The organism is Arthrobacter sp. CAU 1506, from assembly GCF_005047635.1.
In the GTDB taxonomy this organism is placed as follows: domain Bacteria; phylum Actinomycetota; class Actinomycetes; order Actinomycetales; family Micrococcaceae; genus Crystallibacter.
The window spans coordinates 220,007-233,745 of the sequence record NZ_SUKC01000001.1; the positions used below are offsets into that span (position 1 = coordinate 220,007).

11 protein-coding genes are annotated in these 13,739 nt (G+C 66.7%); 7 read left to right on the top strand and 4 right to left on the bottom strand.

Features of this window, described 5'->3' with window-relative positions; genetic code table 11:
• Positions 1–487: 487 nt before the first annotated feature.
• A complete protein-coding gene (locus E4J89_RS01005; RefSeq protein WP_240691611.1) occupies positions 488–2,137 on the top strand; it encodes an HNH endonuclease signature motif containing protein in 1,650 nt (549 codons plus the stop codon).
• Here the strand turns inward: E4J89_RS01005 and E4J89_RS01010 are convergent.
• The 3 genes from E4J89_RS01010 to E4J89_RS01020 form a co-directional block, all read right to left on the bottom strand.
• Positions 2,134–3,216 (bottom strand): adenylate/guanylate cyclase domain-containing protein, encoded by a 1,083-nt coding sequence (locus tag E4J89_RS01010; protein ID WP_136784544.1) that lies wholly within the window; start codon positions 3,214–3,216, stop codon positions 2,134–2,136. The two genes, E4J89_RS01005 and E4J89_RS01010, sit on opposite strands and share 4 nt — an antisense overlap.
• A 255-nt stretch (positions 3,217–3,471) precedes the next feature.
• Complete coding sequence (locus E4J89_RS01015) at positions 3,472–4,032, bottom strand: PH domain-containing protein (protein ID WP_136784233.1); 561 nt, start codon at positions 4,030–4,032, stop codon at positions 3,472–3,474.
• Between the two features lie 36 nt (positions 4,033–4,068).
• Positions 4,069–4,956 (bottom strand): biotin--[acetyl-CoA-carboxylase] ligase, encoded by an 888-nt coding sequence (locus E4J89_RS01020; RefSeq protein ID WP_136784234.1) that lies wholly within the window; start codon positions 4,954–4,956, stop codon positions 4,069–4,071.
• A 263-nt stretch (positions 4,957–5,219) separates the two neighbouring features.
• Here E4J89_RS01020 and E4J89_RS01025 point away from each other — a divergent pair, with 263 nt between their 5' ends.
• The gene (locus E4J89_RS01025) at positions 5,220–6,815 is read left to right on the top strand and encodes an acyl-CoA carboxylase subunit beta (RefSeq protein WP_136784235.1); all 1,596 of its coding nucleotides are present in this window, start codon (positions 5,220–5,222) and stop codon (positions 6,813–6,815) included.
• Positions 6,812–7,081, top strand: coding sequence for an acyl-CoA carboxylase epsilon subunit (locus tag E4J89_RS01030; RefSeq protein WP_136784236.1), 270 nt, complete (start codon positions 6,812–6,814; stop codon positions 7,079–7,081). Before E4J89_RS01025 ends, E4J89_RS01030 begins: the two co-directional genes overlap by 4 nt.
• Positions 7,082–7,118: 37 nt before the next feature.
• Here the strand turns inward: E4J89_RS01030 and E4J89_RS01035 are convergent, their stop codons facing one another.
• Positions 7,119–8,375 carry a serpin family protein gene (locus E4J89_RS01035; protein ID WP_240691612.1) on the bottom strand — a complete coding sequence of 419 codons (1,257 nt, stop codon included), beginning with the start codon at positions 8,373–8,375 and terminating at the stop codon, positions 7,119–7,121.
• Positions 8,376–8,544: 169 nt separating this feature from the next.
• On the opposite strand from E4J89_RS01035, the gene E4J89_RS01040 reads away from it, so the two are divergent.
• From E4J89_RS01040 to E4J89_RS01055, 4 genes are all read left to right on the top strand, one after another.
• The gene (locus tag E4J89_RS01040; protein ID WP_205754360.1) at positions 8,545–10,275 is read left to right on the top strand and encodes a DUF885 domain-containing protein; all 1,731 of its coding nucleotides are present in this window, start codon (positions 8,545–8,547) and stop codon (positions 10,273–10,275) included.
• A gap of 253 nt (positions 10,276–10,528) precedes the next feature.
• Positions 10,529–11,185, top strand: coding sequence for a Maf family nucleotide pyrophosphatase (locus E4J89_RS01045; protein WP_240691613.1), 657 nt, complete (start codon positions 10,529–10,531; stop codon positions 11,183–11,185).
• 122 nt (positions 11,186–11,307) lie between these two features.
• Positions 11,308–13,086: a biotin carboxylase N-terminal domain-containing protein gene (locus E4J89_RS01050; RefSeq protein WP_136784237.1), complete on the top strand. Its 1,779-nt coding sequence runs from the start codon at positions 11,308–11,310 to the stop codon at positions 13,084–13,086.
• Between the two features lie 180 nt (positions 13,087–13,266).
• The gene (locus E4J89_RS01055) at positions 13,267–13,536 is read left to right on the top strand and encodes a GlsB/YeaQ/YmgE family stress response membrane protein (RefSeq protein ID WP_136784238.1); all 270 of its coding nucleotides are present in this window, start codon (positions 13,267–13,269) and stop codon (positions 13,534–13,536) included.
• The last annotated feature ends 203 nt before the right edge of the window (positions 13,537–13,739 follow it).

Sequence of the window (13,739 nt, forward strand, 5' to 3'; positions counted from 1 at the left end):
TTCCGCTGTGGTTCCCCTGATATTTTCCTGCTCATTTGCAGCAGTTTCGGGCGGTAGACAGAGCTGCCGCCGACTGTGCGTCACTCGCGCTCTCTGTGCGCTCATCCCCTTCACCGGCCTCCCTTTCTTCCTCAGCTTCCCCAGCCGCAGCGCTCTTCCGCGCGTCCCAAGTCGCACCGGCCTCCCGTCCTACACAACCTTTGCAGAGCGATAGTTGGCCACAACCATAAAAAGACTCCCGATACTGTCCGAAGCAGCCCATAGGCTGATTCCAGTAGAAGTTCAGTCCCTATCGTTGGTCATTGGGGTGGGGGTTTCCTGATGGCGTCTGCGGGCATTGTTCCGCGACCGTTCGTATTCGATGCCGTGTCCTTGAGGCGCGCTGAAGATTGAGACGCTCAAGATGTTTGATCCGCCAGTACCTGAACCGCCTGGCGCGGCGCCGGCCTCCGTCCAGCCTGACCCGGCCCGGAATGTTGACGGTGGGGTGTCTGCGGGCGGCCTGCCCGCGGGCAACGGGTCCGCGGTGTGGTTGCCCCCGGTGGATCTGGAGGCGTCTGCGGCGGAGTTGGTGGACCAGATCACCGCGCGGGAGAACGCGAAGGACGCGATCGCCGCAGAGCAGGCCCAGCTCATCGTCGCCTTGGAGCAGCAGATGCTGGCCGAGCGGGCCGCCAAGGGCGTGCCCGCTGCCCGGCGGGGTGAAGGGATCGCCAAGCAGGTCGGTTTGGCGCGCCGGGAGTCCCCGAACTGCGGCGCTTTGCTGCTGGGCCGGGCCCGGGTTCTGGTCACTGAGATGCCGCACACGCTCAAAGCGCTCGAGGCCGGGGTCCTGAACGAGCGGCGGGCGGCGATCCTGGTCAATGAAACCGACTGCCTGACCCCGGAACACCGCGCGCTGGTGGATGCGGAACTGGCCGGGAACCCGGAACGCCTGCACGGGCTCGGGAACCGGCAGCTCGAGGCCGAAGCCAAACGCGCCGCGTACCGGCTGGACCCGCACGCAGTGGTGAAACGGGCCGCGAAAGCCGAAGCGGACCGGCATGTCTCCTCCCGGCCCGAACCCGATGTGATGGTCTCGGTCCGCACCCTGCTGCCGGTCGCGCAAGGCGTTGCGGTGATGGCCGCCCTGAAACGGGAAGCCGACCGGCTGGCGAACGCCGGGGATCCCCGGTCGCGGGGGCAGGTGATGGCCGATACCGTGTTTGAACGCGTCACCGGCCGCAGCACCGCCGACCCGGCCCGGCTGGAAGTGCAGCTGGTGATGACCGACCGGGCCCTGCTGCAGGGCGAGCGCGAACCTGCCTGGCTGACCGGCTACGGCATCGTCCCGGCCCAATACGCCCGCGACCTGATCCGCCTGCCCCAGAACCCGCCCGAGAGTGCCAATGCCGATCCAAGAGGCGGCCAGGCAGGCCAAAGCCCGCCCGGCGGAACCCGGGCAGGCCAAGGCCCGCCGCGCGAACGGTTGGCCGGCCCGCCGGGTGACGGCTTCGGGCGGAAGGCTCCGCCGGCGGGGACCGAGCCGGGTTGGCAGGCCGCCCGCGAGACGGCCCGGCGGGAGCGGTTGCGGAACCTGAAGATCGGCGGGGTGGAGGACGTGTGGATCCGGCGGCTCTATACCGCGCCGGGGACCGGGCAGTTGCTGGGCATGGATTCGAAGGCCCGGAAGTTCCCGGACGGGATCCGGCGGATGGTGATGGCCCGGGACGCGGTCTGCAGCAGTCCCTGGTGCGACGCACCGATCCGGCACATCGACCACATCATCGCCTGGGCCGAGGGCGGGCCCACCACCCTCGCCAACGGGCAAGGACTGTGTGAACGCTGCAAACACGCCAAAGCAGCCGACGGCTGGACCGCCACACCCATCGACGGCCCACGGCACAAGGTGAAAACGACCGCCCCGACCGGCCACACCTACACCAGCACCGCACCGCCGCTGCCCGGCCACACCCACTTCTACACCTCCACCGCACCGCAGCTGCCCAGCACGCCGCCGAGCGGGCCAACTTCAGCAGCAGCACCCCATGCCGAGCTAGCAACCAGAAAGGCGAAGAAAGTTCTGGTCCGCCGGCGCAGGGCACGGCTTGACAGCGAGCGCATCAGGCGGCGCGAGCGGTCCGCGAGCCAAAGCTAGTCGACGACCAGGCCCTTGCCGGTGCCGTGGGCAAGGGTGACCGGGTTGACCTCGCCGAAGCCGCGAACGGTGCGGACTTTCTGCGGGATCAGCACAAACCGCTCGTCGCCGGCGAGTGTCGACGCAGTGGTGGCGTCGACCAGCACGGTTCCGGGTTCGGCGAGTGTGGTTAACCGCGCGGCCAGGTTGACCGTGGGACCGTAAATATCGCCGAGGCGGGACAGGACCCTGCCCCACACCATGGCCACCCGCGCGGACGGCAGCAAATCATCGTCGCCGATCGCCTTAGCCAGTGCCAGCGAGATTTCAGCTCCGGCCTGCGGTGACGATGCAATGTAGAGCACTTCATCGCCGATCGTCTTCACCAGCCGGCCGCCGCCCACCGAAATGATCTCGGCGCACCGGTTTTCAAAGCGCTGGACCAGTTGAGCCAGCGTCTTCTCGTTCATCTGACGGGACAGGCTGGTGTAGGACACCAGGTCTGCGAAGCCCACGGCCCGCAACAAGGGCAGCGAGTCGTCCTCGTCCGCACCGGTTCCTGCTCCCAGGCCGGCTTCGGCCCGCACGGTCAGGCGGGCTACCCCGGCATTGAGCTGCCGGCGATAGGAGTAGACCAGGACCTTTTCCAGGGAGTCGATCAGGTTCGGCAGTTCATGCACCAGCCGCTGGCGGGCCTGCGCATCGGTGAGGCCCCGCTGGTGCACCATCTCTTCAACCAGGGCCTCCACCTGCCATACCACCATGCGGTCGGTCATCTGGCCGACAGACCGAGTGATCGAAATCGCCGCCTCCTCGGTCAGGCGCTCCTCGCGGACCAGGTCAATGATGGTGGTCAGCGCGTCCAGGTCGGCCTGAGTGAAGGCCAGATCCTCATCGCCGAGGTTGGCGAAGCCGAGGGCGCGCCAGATCTTCCTGGCCGACAACAGAGACACACCGGCGCCGGCGGCCACTTCGCGGCGTTTCATGGTCCGTTCCGAGCCGAGCAGGCGGACTTCAAGGTCCTTGATCGCTTGCCGGTCCACCTTCCCGTTGGAGTCGCCGGCCGGAGCGGTCTGGGCGGGCAACGGCACGCGGGGCATGGACAGCGTAAGGGGCTCAGGCTCGCCAGCCGGGTGCCCACCGGTGGCCCGCACGTCTTCAGGTACCGGCTCTGCTTCTAGGATGGGTTCCGGGTCCTCGGGCCGGGTCTCTTCCAGCTCTTCGTCCGGCTCGTCCGCGGCCGGCGGCGGTACTTCGCGGCGCAGCAGTTGGGGCAGCTCGGGATCACGCGGCACCGGTGGCCGGCGCGGTTCATCCTGCGCGCTGCTCGTGTCCATACTGTGCATCCTCCTCTGTCAGCTGTCCCAGCTGTTCCACTCGGTTTCTGTTTCCATGTCTACACCATCAAACATGGCGGTCCGCGGCAGCTGCTCAATCGCCTCCACCACCAAAGCTCTGAACCGGAAGACCTCGGGAACGTCAACGATCCGGCTGGTCCGCCCGTGCCCGAGGTCGATCGTGAGGTTGCCGCTGCGCAGCGTCCGCTGGATGATCGACTGCTCACTGTGCAGCTCGGCGATGGTCACCAGCAGCAGCTGGCGCTCATGCCGCCGCCCCATGCCCCGGCGGACGATCAGCCGCTTGCTGGTCAGCACGTACCGGGTACTCATCCAGCGCATCAGCGGCAAGAGGAACAGGCGTGAGAGCAGCGCCACCACCACCACGGCCAGTCCGGAGAGCAGCAGTGGCCGCCACTCGATAATCCAGTCCGGCGGGTTGGAGCTGCTCAGGTTCGCCAGCAGATAGGAGCCGCCGCCAAGCACCAGCAGTGCGGCCACTACCGGCCACGTCAGTTTCCGGGCCTGAGGCCGCGTCATGACAATCACGCGTTCCCCCGGATCCAGTTTCAACCGCAATGCGGCTCCCGGATCCGGCTGGGGGTCCGGGTCAACTTAGGAGCCCTCGTGCGGCCGGAGGTGCACGACGTCGCCGGCCGCCACGACGTGTTCGGTGCCTTCAGCATCCCGAATCTTGACGGCACCGTAGGCATCCAGGCCAAAGGCCTCGCCGATGATCTGTTTTCCGTCCGGAAGCTCGGCCCGCACCTGCTGCCCCAGCGTGACCATCACATCGCGCATCCGCGAGAGCAGACTCGATCCGTCATTCCATCCAGCCGCCGGGTCGCCATTGACATCACAGAATTGCCGGTACCGCTTCGCGAAGACGCGCACATAGGACATCAGCAGAATGTTGCGGTCCGTAGTCCGCCCTTTTTCAATGGCCACGCTGGTGGCGGTGGGAACGGGAAGCTCGTCCCGGGAGAGCGTCACGTTCAGGCCAGTGCCGAGAACGACGGCGGGCGGCGACCCGTCCGGGTAGTTGACGACTTGGGCCAAGATTCCGGCGATCTTTCGCCCGGAGACCAGCACGTCGTTCGGCCATTTGACCTCTGCCTTGAGCTGCGCGTACTCGCCCAGCGCCTCTGCCAGGGCCGCGGCCGCCAGCAGCGAGAACCAGGCGTAGCTCTGCGTAGGCACCGGGTTGCCGGCTCGGTTGAAGGGTCGCAGCAGGATGCTCACGATCACGGATGAGCGCGCCGGCGCGGTCCATTGGCGTTCCAGTCGGCCGCGGCCCGCCGTCTGCTCCTCGGCGGCCAGGATGCTGAGGTCCGACCAGCCCACTTTGTCCGCCACTGCCCAAGCAGCCAGATCGGTGTTGGTGGAGCCGGTGGATTCCACCAGTTCAAGCTTCCGGTACGGGCCCAAGGGTGCACAGAGCGCGTCGCTGAGACCGTCGAAGTCCAGGGCCGGGCGGTCGACGTCGGGAAAACTCTGGCTCATGTGTTCCATCCTACTGACCGCAGGCTGCTGAAGAGCCGTGCGGCGGGCCGCGATCCCTCCGGTCTTCCGCCAGCCACGGCTGAGCACAGGTGGTGGCCAAAAGCAGTAGCGGCGAAATTGTAGGGTTCCTACAGCAGGCGTCCCGCTACTGCTCACTAGACTTGGTTCAGCGACGCGCCTGTGCTCCGCTGTTTTGTACGAAACCTACTTAACAGCCTGCAGGCCGCCAGCGTCCGACACCCTCGGCAGAATCCGGAGATTTCATGAGCCTCGATCAAGACCTTGACTTGCAGACCACTGCAGGCAAGATTGCGGACTTCCGCCGCCGCCAGGCAGAGTCCCTGCAGCCCTCCGGCGCCGAGGCGATCGAGAAGCAACATGCTCGTGGCAAGAACACCGCCCGGGAACGCATCGAAATGCTGGTAGACGAGGGCTCCTTCGTCGAGTTCGATGCCTTGGCAACGCACCGGTCTACTGCGTTCGGGATGGAGAAAAAGAAGCCGCTCGGCGACGGCGTCGTCTCCGGTTACGGCACCGTCGATGGTCGCCTGGTGGGACTGTACAGCCAGGACTTCTCCGTCTACGGCGGCTCGCTCTCCCAAGTCAACGGCGAGAAAATCGTCAAGGTGCAGGAATTCGCCCTACGCAACGGCTGCCCGGTGATCGGCATCAACGACGGCGGCGGCGCCCGCATCCAGGAAGGCGTGGCCTCGCTGGCGATGTTCGCGGACATCTTCCGCAACAACGTTGCCGCCTCCGGCGTCGTGCCGCAGATTTCGCTGATCATGGGTCCGTGCGCCGGCGGCGCCGCCTACTCCCCCGCCCTGACCGATTTTGTGGTGATGGTGGACAAGACCAGCCACATGTTCATCACCGGACCTGACGTGATCAAGACCGTCACCGGCGAAGAGGTGGACATGGAGACGCTGGGCGGGGCACGGCAGCACAATGCCACCACCGGCACCGCCACCTATCTGGCCGCCGATGAATCCGACGCCATCGAATTCGTCCGCGAACTGCTGGAGTTCCTGCCCTCGAACAACCTGGCGGAGGCCCCGCCACTCGACTTCGACGAAGAACTCGAGATCACCGATGACGACCTGACCCTGGATGAGCTGATTCCGGACTCGGCCAACCAGCCGTACGATATGCGGACCGTGATCGAGCACGTCGTCGACGACGGCAACTTCCTGGAGATGCAGTCCCTGTATGCGCCGAACGTCATCATCGGCTACGGCCGCGTCGAAGGACACACGGTTGGGATCGTGGCCAACCAGCCCATGCAGTTCGCCGGCACGCTGGACATCAATGCCTCGGAAAAAGCTGCCCGGTTCGTGCGTCACTGCGACGCGTTCAACGTCCCGATCCTCACCCTGGTGGATGTGCCCGGCTTCCTGCCCGGCAAGGACCAGGAGTTCAACGGCATCATCCGGCGTGGCGCCAAGCTGCTCTACGCGTACGCAGAAGCCACCGTGCCGAAGCTGACCGTCATCACCCGCAAGGCCTATGGCGGGGCCTACATCGTGATGGGCTCCAAGAAGCTCGGTGCCGACCTCAACCTGGCTTGGCCCACGGCGCAAATCGGAGTCATGGGGGCCCAAGGCGCCGTCAACATCCTTTACCGCCGTGACCTTGCCGCCGTGGCCGCGGATGGCGGCGACGTCGAGGCCCGCCGGCAGGAGATCATCGCGCAGTACGAGGAAGAGTTGCTCAACCCCTACCAGGCTGCCGAACTCGGATACGTCGACGCCGTGATCGCCCCGTCGGAAACGCGTCTCCAGGTGGTCCGCGGCCTGCGCGCGCTGCGCGACAAACGGGCCACCATGCCGCACAAGAAGCACGGGAACATTCCGCTATGAGTAATCAGCCAGGAACCGCAGCGCCCGCAACCGACGCCGCCGGATTTCAGTCCGGCAACGATGCCGAGCGGATGCCTCCGCTGCTGACGGTGGCCAAGGGCAACCCGACTCCCGAGGAACTCGCGGCCCTGACCGCCGTCGTTGCCGCCCTCCAGTCCTCGGGGCAGCCCGGCACACCGTCGCGCCGCGCCGGGCGTCCCCGGCGGCCGCTGTTGCGGCCTTTCGTCTCGCACGGCCCGGGAGCCTGGCGGCACACCTTCCGCTAGATCATTCCGACGGCGGTGTGCCCGCTTGATCGGTTGCTCAGCGCGGATCCATCACCGTGCCGAGGAAGAGCGGGAAACCCGTGGGCAGGTGGATGATCTGGTAGAGGAAGGGCCGGTCGAACGAAAGCTCGATATCAGGCTGCGGCGGCAACGATCCCGACATCACATCGAATTGGGTCACCGCCGCGGCGATGGTTCCTTTTTCCCCGACCGTGATGTTGGCCTGCTGAGCGGCGCCGGTCACCGAGGCATACTGCTGGATCGCCTCCAGATCCGGATCCGGCCCAAAGGTCTCGTCTAGTCCCAGGCCGTGCAGGGTCGGCAGCAGATCCTGCCGGTGCGTGTGGTTCCAGCGGGGCAGCTCCAGAACGACCAGGGCCTCCCCCGCGTTATCCATCACTGTCGCCACCTCCGCCAGCCCGGCCTGATCCAGCACGGGGCTGCCGCCGTCGGGCAGGACGAGCCGCATGACGAAGCCGTCGCCGTAGGGCAGGTCCAGGCCCTGCCAACCCTTCCCACGCGCGTACCAAGCCTGCACCAGGTTTCCCATCATCGGCACGGAAACCTCTTCCCCGGACGCAGTGGTGAAAGCTGCGTCCTCCGTGGCCGACGGGTCAAAGGGCTGTTCCCAGGCGGCCGCGAAATACACCGCATTGAGCAGGGTCAGCGTGTTGCCGGGGTCGTAGCTGCCCGGCGCCTCGGTGATCCGGCCGCCGGTGTGCTGGTCCACCCAGGCGTCCATCGCTGCTTTGGTGGAGGGAGCGGAATAGTCCACCGGGTAGACGCCGGAACCGTAATACTTCGCCAGCAGGCGCAGGTAATTGTCGCCGGTTGGCGTCTGCGCATCCACGAAGACCCCGTTCGCCAGATGCATCAGCGGCCTGCCGGGCGGCTCTTCCTCATCGACCGAGCCGGGGTCGCCGTCGAATTCTTCCCACTGGGCCAGCAGGGAGTTCAAGGCGGCGTCCAGGTTCTGCTCCGGCAGGCCCAGGACCCTGTCCATCTCCTCCGCAGTGGTGCCGCCGGCGCCGGCGCGGAGCATCGCCAACGCGTAGAGCAAACTCACCGGCCCGGTGACCTGGTTCTGCTCCGGCGCGGCAGCGAGCATGGCCGCCCCCAGCGTGAAGGCCGAACGCCGGAGTGCGTCGATCTCGGCCGGAAACTCTGCGGCCGCCGCGTCGGCCCTGGCCACGCCTTCCGCCCTCATCAGCTCGGGAGGCGCCGCGCAGCCGCCGAGCATGACCGCCGGCGCCAATCCCAAGGCGGCAAGCGCCGCCGTCGTCCTTCGTCGCACCCTGTTCTCCTGACTGTTGACCCCAACCTAGGCGCTGGCGGGGTCAGGGGCCAGATGCCGCTGGCTACGATCCGGTGACAACTGCCGGCAGAGCGAGATTCCGGGCGCGGATGGCCGCCGCGGCAGCGTTACGTGGCCCAAGGCAACTGGTTGCCGGTAGGCTCTCGGTGTGACTGAGCAGACATCTGAACTGACCAAGACCCCGGAAACCGGGCGCATTCCGTCCGCCATCGACGCCGTAGCGGACGCCTACACGGCAACCCTGCTGGAACTGGACCCGTCGCTGGCGACCTCCCTCGGCATCCCCGGACACGAAACCGAATACCCGGACTTCTCCCCGGCAGGAGCGGAAGCCTTCGCCGAAGCCACCCGGGAAGCCCTGCGGCGGTTGGAGGATCTGGAACCCACCGACGACGTGGACCGGGTCACGCTGCACGCCATGCAAGAGCGGCTGGGACTCGATCTGGAGATCCACGAAACCGGCTGGAATCTGGCGGACCTGAACAACATCGCCTCGCCGTCCCAGGACATCCGCGCCATTTTCGACCTGATGCCCACCCGGACCGTCGAGGACTGGAACAATATCGCCGGCCGGATGGCCAACGTCCCCGACGCGATCGCCGGCTATGTGTCCTCCCTCCGCGAGGCCAGGGACCGCGGGCTGGTCGCTGCCAAGCGGCAGGTGCGCATTGTCATGGAGCAGACCACAGCCTATGCGGCCGAGGACGGTTTCTTCCGGACGCTGGCCGGGCAGGCTGCGGTCGAAGAGGGCGAGCTATCCGAGGACCTGCGCGAGAGGCTGGCTGCGGCCGCCGAAGCCGCGGCCGCTGCCTACAGCCAGCTGGCTGAGGTGCTGGAGACCGAAGTGTTGCCGGCTGCCCCGGAGAAGGACGCCGTCGGCCGCGAACGCTACGCGCTGATGTCGCGCCGGTTCCTGGGGTCCGCGGTGGACCTGGAAGAGACGTATGCCTGGGGCGTGGCGGAGCTGGACAGGATCATCGCGGAGCAGGAAGCAGTCGCCGAGCAGATCAAGCCCGACGCCAGCATCGAGGAAGCGATGGAACTGCTGGATGCCGACCCGGAGCGGCAGCTCCACGGCACCGATGAACTGCAGGCGTGGATGCAGGACCTGTCCGACAAGGCCGTGGACGAGCTGTCCGGACACTTTGAGATCTACGAGCCGATGCGCCGGCTGGAGTGCATGATCGCGCCGACCCATGAAGGCGGCATCTACTACACCGGGCCCAGCGACGACTTCGCCCGCCCCGGCCGCATGTGGTGGTCAGTGCCGGAAGGCGAGGACAGCTTCACCACCTGGAAAGAAACCACCACGGTCTACCATGAGGGCGTTCCCGGCCACCACCTCCAGGTTGCCACGGCGACCTACCGCCGCGAGCTATTGAACAACTGGCGGCGGAACATCTGCTGGGTCTCCGGCCACGGCGAAGGCTGGGCACTGTATGCCGAGCGCCTCATGGAAGAACTGGGCTATCTGGCCGACCCGGGCGACCGGATGGGAATGCTCGACGCGCAACGGATGCGGGCGGCCCGCGTCGTGTTCGACATCGGCGTCCATTTGGAACTTGATGTCCCCGAACGCTGGGGATCCGGAACCTGGAATCCGGAGAAGGGCTACGAGTTCCTGCGCCGGAACATTGCGATCAGCAAGGGCCAGCTGGACTTTGAGTTCACCCGCTACCTCGGCTGGCCGGGCCAGGCCCCGTCCTACAAGCTGGGGCAGAAGCTGTGGGAGGAAATCCGCGACGAGCGGCGGCGCCGGGAGGGCGCGGCATTCGACATCAAGGCTTTCCACAGCCAGGCGCTGAACATTGGCTCAGTCGGCCTGGATACCCTGCGGCGCGCGCTGCTAGGCGACGAGTCGGCTCCGTCCGAGAGCTGACTTATCCGCGGGCTTTTGCGGGCAAACAGGAGGGCCGATGCATCCCCCAACGGTGCACCGGCCCTTTCCTGTGCCGGGTCCCTTCGACCCCAGGCGGGGCGTACTCTCCGGCGGGAGCAGCGGCTCCCGCGAAAGATCGTACGGTCAGGCAACCGGGCCAGCGGGTAACCGCGGCGAATCTTTACGCTCAGGTCACAGGGCGAAAACACGCTAAGCAAGGTTGGTTTTTCCGGCAGCGGCTAGGCTAGACCGGGTGACCGACCTCCACTTGATCCTCGCCTCCGCGTCCCCCGCCCGCACCAAGCTGCTGTCCGAAGCCGGCATAACGCACCAGGTCCTGGTCTCGGAGGTGGACGAGGACGCCGTCACGGCCCGCTATGGGACCACCGACCCGCACGACACCGCGCTGCTGCTGGCCCGGGCCAAGGCCGAAGCGGTGGCTGCCCTGCCCGAGTCCGAGGGCACCCTGGTGCTCGGCTGCGACTCGGTGTTTGAACTCGACGGCGAGCCGTACGGCAAACCCCATGAGCCGGAGGTCGCCCGCGAACGCCTGCGCAGGATGAGCGGCCGGCACGGCGTGCTGCACACCGGCCACTGGCTGGTGGACTGCCGTCCCACTGCCTTCGATACCGAGGACTCGGAAAACCACGACGCCGGATCGGGCGCCACCGTGGGGGCGGTCGCCTCCGCCGCGGTGCATTTCGCCCAGCTCTCCGACGCCGAGATCGACGCCTACGTGGCCACCGGTGAACCCCTCCATGTTGCCGGCTCTTTCACCATCGACTCGCTGGGCGGGGCCTTTATCGAACGCGTCGACGGCGACCCGCATGCCGTGGTCGGGCTGTCTGTCTCCACCTTGCGCCGGCTGTTGGCCAGTGCCAACGTCCCCATCACCGACCTTTGGAAATGACCCTCCCAACGATTTTGTAGGACTCCTACAAAGAACAGCCGTGGCACACGCACAAACGGCATGATTCGTGAGCGATTCCCGCAAAAGCAAGCTAGGCTCCTCAAGGATAGAAGGAGCATCGAATGACCCAGCGCATCACCAAGGTACTGATCGCCAACCGTGGTGAAATTGCCGTCCGCATAGTCCGTGCAGCACGCGACGAGGGCATTGCCTCGGTCGCTGTCTATGCCGACCCGGACCGGGATGCCCTGCATGTCCGGCTGGCGGACGAGGCCTTCGCACTCGGCGGGAACACCGCCGCCGAATCCTATCTGGTGATGGACAAGCTGCTGCAGGTGGCCCAGGCTGCCGGTGCCGACGCGGTCCACCCCGGCTACGGCTTCCTCTCCGAAAACGCCGAGTTCGCCCAGCGGGTCATCGACGCCGGCCTGACCTGGATCGGCCCCTCCCCCGACGCGATCGCCCAGTTGGGCGACAAGGTCCAGGCACGGCACATCGCCGAACGGGTCGGCGCTCCCCTGGTGCCCGGCACCCCTGATCCGGTGGCGAGCGTGCAGGAAGTGCTTGATTTCGCCGACGCCCACGGCCTGCCGCTGGCCATCAAGGCCGCTTACGGCGGCGGGGGCCGCGGCATCAAGGTGGTCCGCGACCGACAGGACATCGCCGAGTCGTACGAATCAGCAGTCCGCGAAGCCACGGCGGCGTTCGGCCGCGGCGAATGCTTCGTGGAGCGCTTCCTGGATGCTCCGCGGCACGTGGAAACCCAATGCCTCGCCGATGCGCACGGCAACGTGGTGGTGGTGTCCACCCGCGACTGCTCGCTCCAGCGACGCAACCAGAAACTCGTGGAGGAAGCTCCGGCACCCTTCCTGTCCGCTGCGCAAAACGAACGCCTCTACGCCGCCTCCAAAGCAATCCTGCGCGAAGCCAAGTACCAGGGCGCCGGCACCTGCGAATTCCTGGTCGGCCAGGACGGCACCATTTCCTTCCTGGAGGTCAACACCCGCCTGCAGGTTGAGCACCCGGTCTCGGAGGAAGTCACCGGCATTGACCTGGTCCGCGAGCAGTTCCGCCTGGCCCGCGGCGAAGAGCTCGGCTACGAGGACCCGGAAGTGCGCGGCCACTCCTTCGAATTCCGCATCAACGGCGAAGATGCCGGGCGCAACTTCATGCCCGCCCCGGGTGTGGTCGAGACCCTGCGCCTTCCCACCGGCCCCGGCGTCCGCGTGGACTCGGGCATCGAAGCAGGCGAAGTTGTTGGCGGAAACTTCGACTCCATGCTGGCCAAGCTGATCATCACCGGCAGCACTCGCAGCCAGGCCCTGGAACGGGCGCGGCGGGCGCTGGACGAGATGGAAATCGGCGGCATGCCGACCGTGCTTCCGTTCCACCGCGCCGTGGTGGCCGACCCGGCGTTCGCCCCCGAGGATGGGGCGTTCAGCGTCCACACCCGCTGGATCGAAACCGAGTTCCAGAACGATATTCCGGCTTTCCAGCCCGCTTCGGCAGCCTCGGCCGACGAGGACGGTGAGCGCCAGCGCGTGACCGTCGAGGTCGGGGGCAAGCGGTTGGAGGTCGTGCTTCCGGCGGGCCTCGGCTCGGGCACGGGCGCCGCCGCAAAGTCCAATGGCAAGCCCAAGCGCGCCCGCGGGCGGTCCGGCGCGTCCGCCGGCGCCGCCGCCAGTGGCGACGGCCTGGCCTCGCCCATGCAGGGCACGATTGTGAAAGTCGCCGTCGCCGAAGGCGACGCGGTTGCGGAAGGCGATCTCGTCGTCGTACTCGAGGCGATGAAGATGGAACAGCCGCTCACGGCCCATAAGGCCGGGACGATCTCGGGGCTTTCCGCCAAGGCCGGGGACACTGTTTCCGCCGGTGCGGTGCTGGCCACGATCGTGGACTAGCAGCGCTTTTCCGGCCCGACTGTATCAGCCGTTGTAGTTCCGTCACGTTTTAGCGCCAAGTGGGCGCGGGAACTTATAAGCAGGCTTCCTATGCTGTACCGTGATGCTTACAAGGAGCAGGACCCGGCCGCCCGGCCGGGAGACAAATGAAGTATCACCTACATCAAGGAGATGCACGTCATGGGTTTTCTAGCATTCCTCTTGCTTGGACTGATTGCCGGCGCCATCGCCAAACTGATCCTTCCGGGACGGCAGGGAGGCGGCTGGATCGCCACCCTGATCGTGGGCGTCATCGGCGCCCTGCTGGGCGGATGGATCGGCGGCATGGTAGCGAGTGTCAATATGAACGATTTCTTCAGCCTCGCATCGTGGATCTGGGCGATTATTGGAGCCCTGATCGTGCTGGTGATCTGGGGCTTCATCACGAACAGGAGGAGCAGCACCGTCTGACTGTGACCGCTTGAGCTGCTCCTTCAGCGGTTTCCGGCCCGCCGTCCCCTCCGGGGCGGCGGGCCTTTGCTGTGCCCCGCTCCTGCCAGCGGAGCTGCCTTGCCCTGCCGCCGCGTACATGCCCGCAGGTTTTCCCAAGGGTGCCCGTGACAACCTCCACACCAGTGGCCCTGCCGGTCTGCGCACCAGTCCGGCAGCAACGG

What these genes read in the sequence shown, in the direction of transcription:
- E4J89_RS01010 (WP_136784544.1), bottom strand. Translation starts at nt 3,216, where the DNA reads ATGCCCCGCGTGCCGTTGCCCGCCCAGACCGCTCCGGCCGGCGACTCC.
- E4J89_RS01020 (WP_136784234.1), bottom strand. Translation starts at nt 4,956, where the DNA reads ATGAGCCAGAGTTTTCCCGACGTCGACCGCCCGGCCCTGGACTTCGAC.
- E4J89_RS01025 (WP_136784235.1), top strand. Translation starts at nt 5,220, where the DNA reads ATGAGCCTCGATCAAGACCTTGACTTGCAGACCACTGCAGGCAAGATT.
- E4J89_RS01030 (WP_136784236.1), top strand. Translation starts at nt 6,812, where the DNA reads ATGAGTAATCAGCCAGGAACCGCAGCGCCCGCAACCGACGCCGCCGGA.
- E4J89_RS01050 (WP_136784237.1), top strand. Translation starts at nt 11,308, where the DNA reads ATGACCCAGCGCATCACCAAGGTACTGATCGCCAACCGTGGTGAAATT.
- E4J89_RS01055 (WP_136784238.1), top strand. Translation starts at nt 13,267, where the DNA reads ATGGGTTTTCTAGCATTCCTCTTGCTTGGACTGATTGCCGGCGCCATC.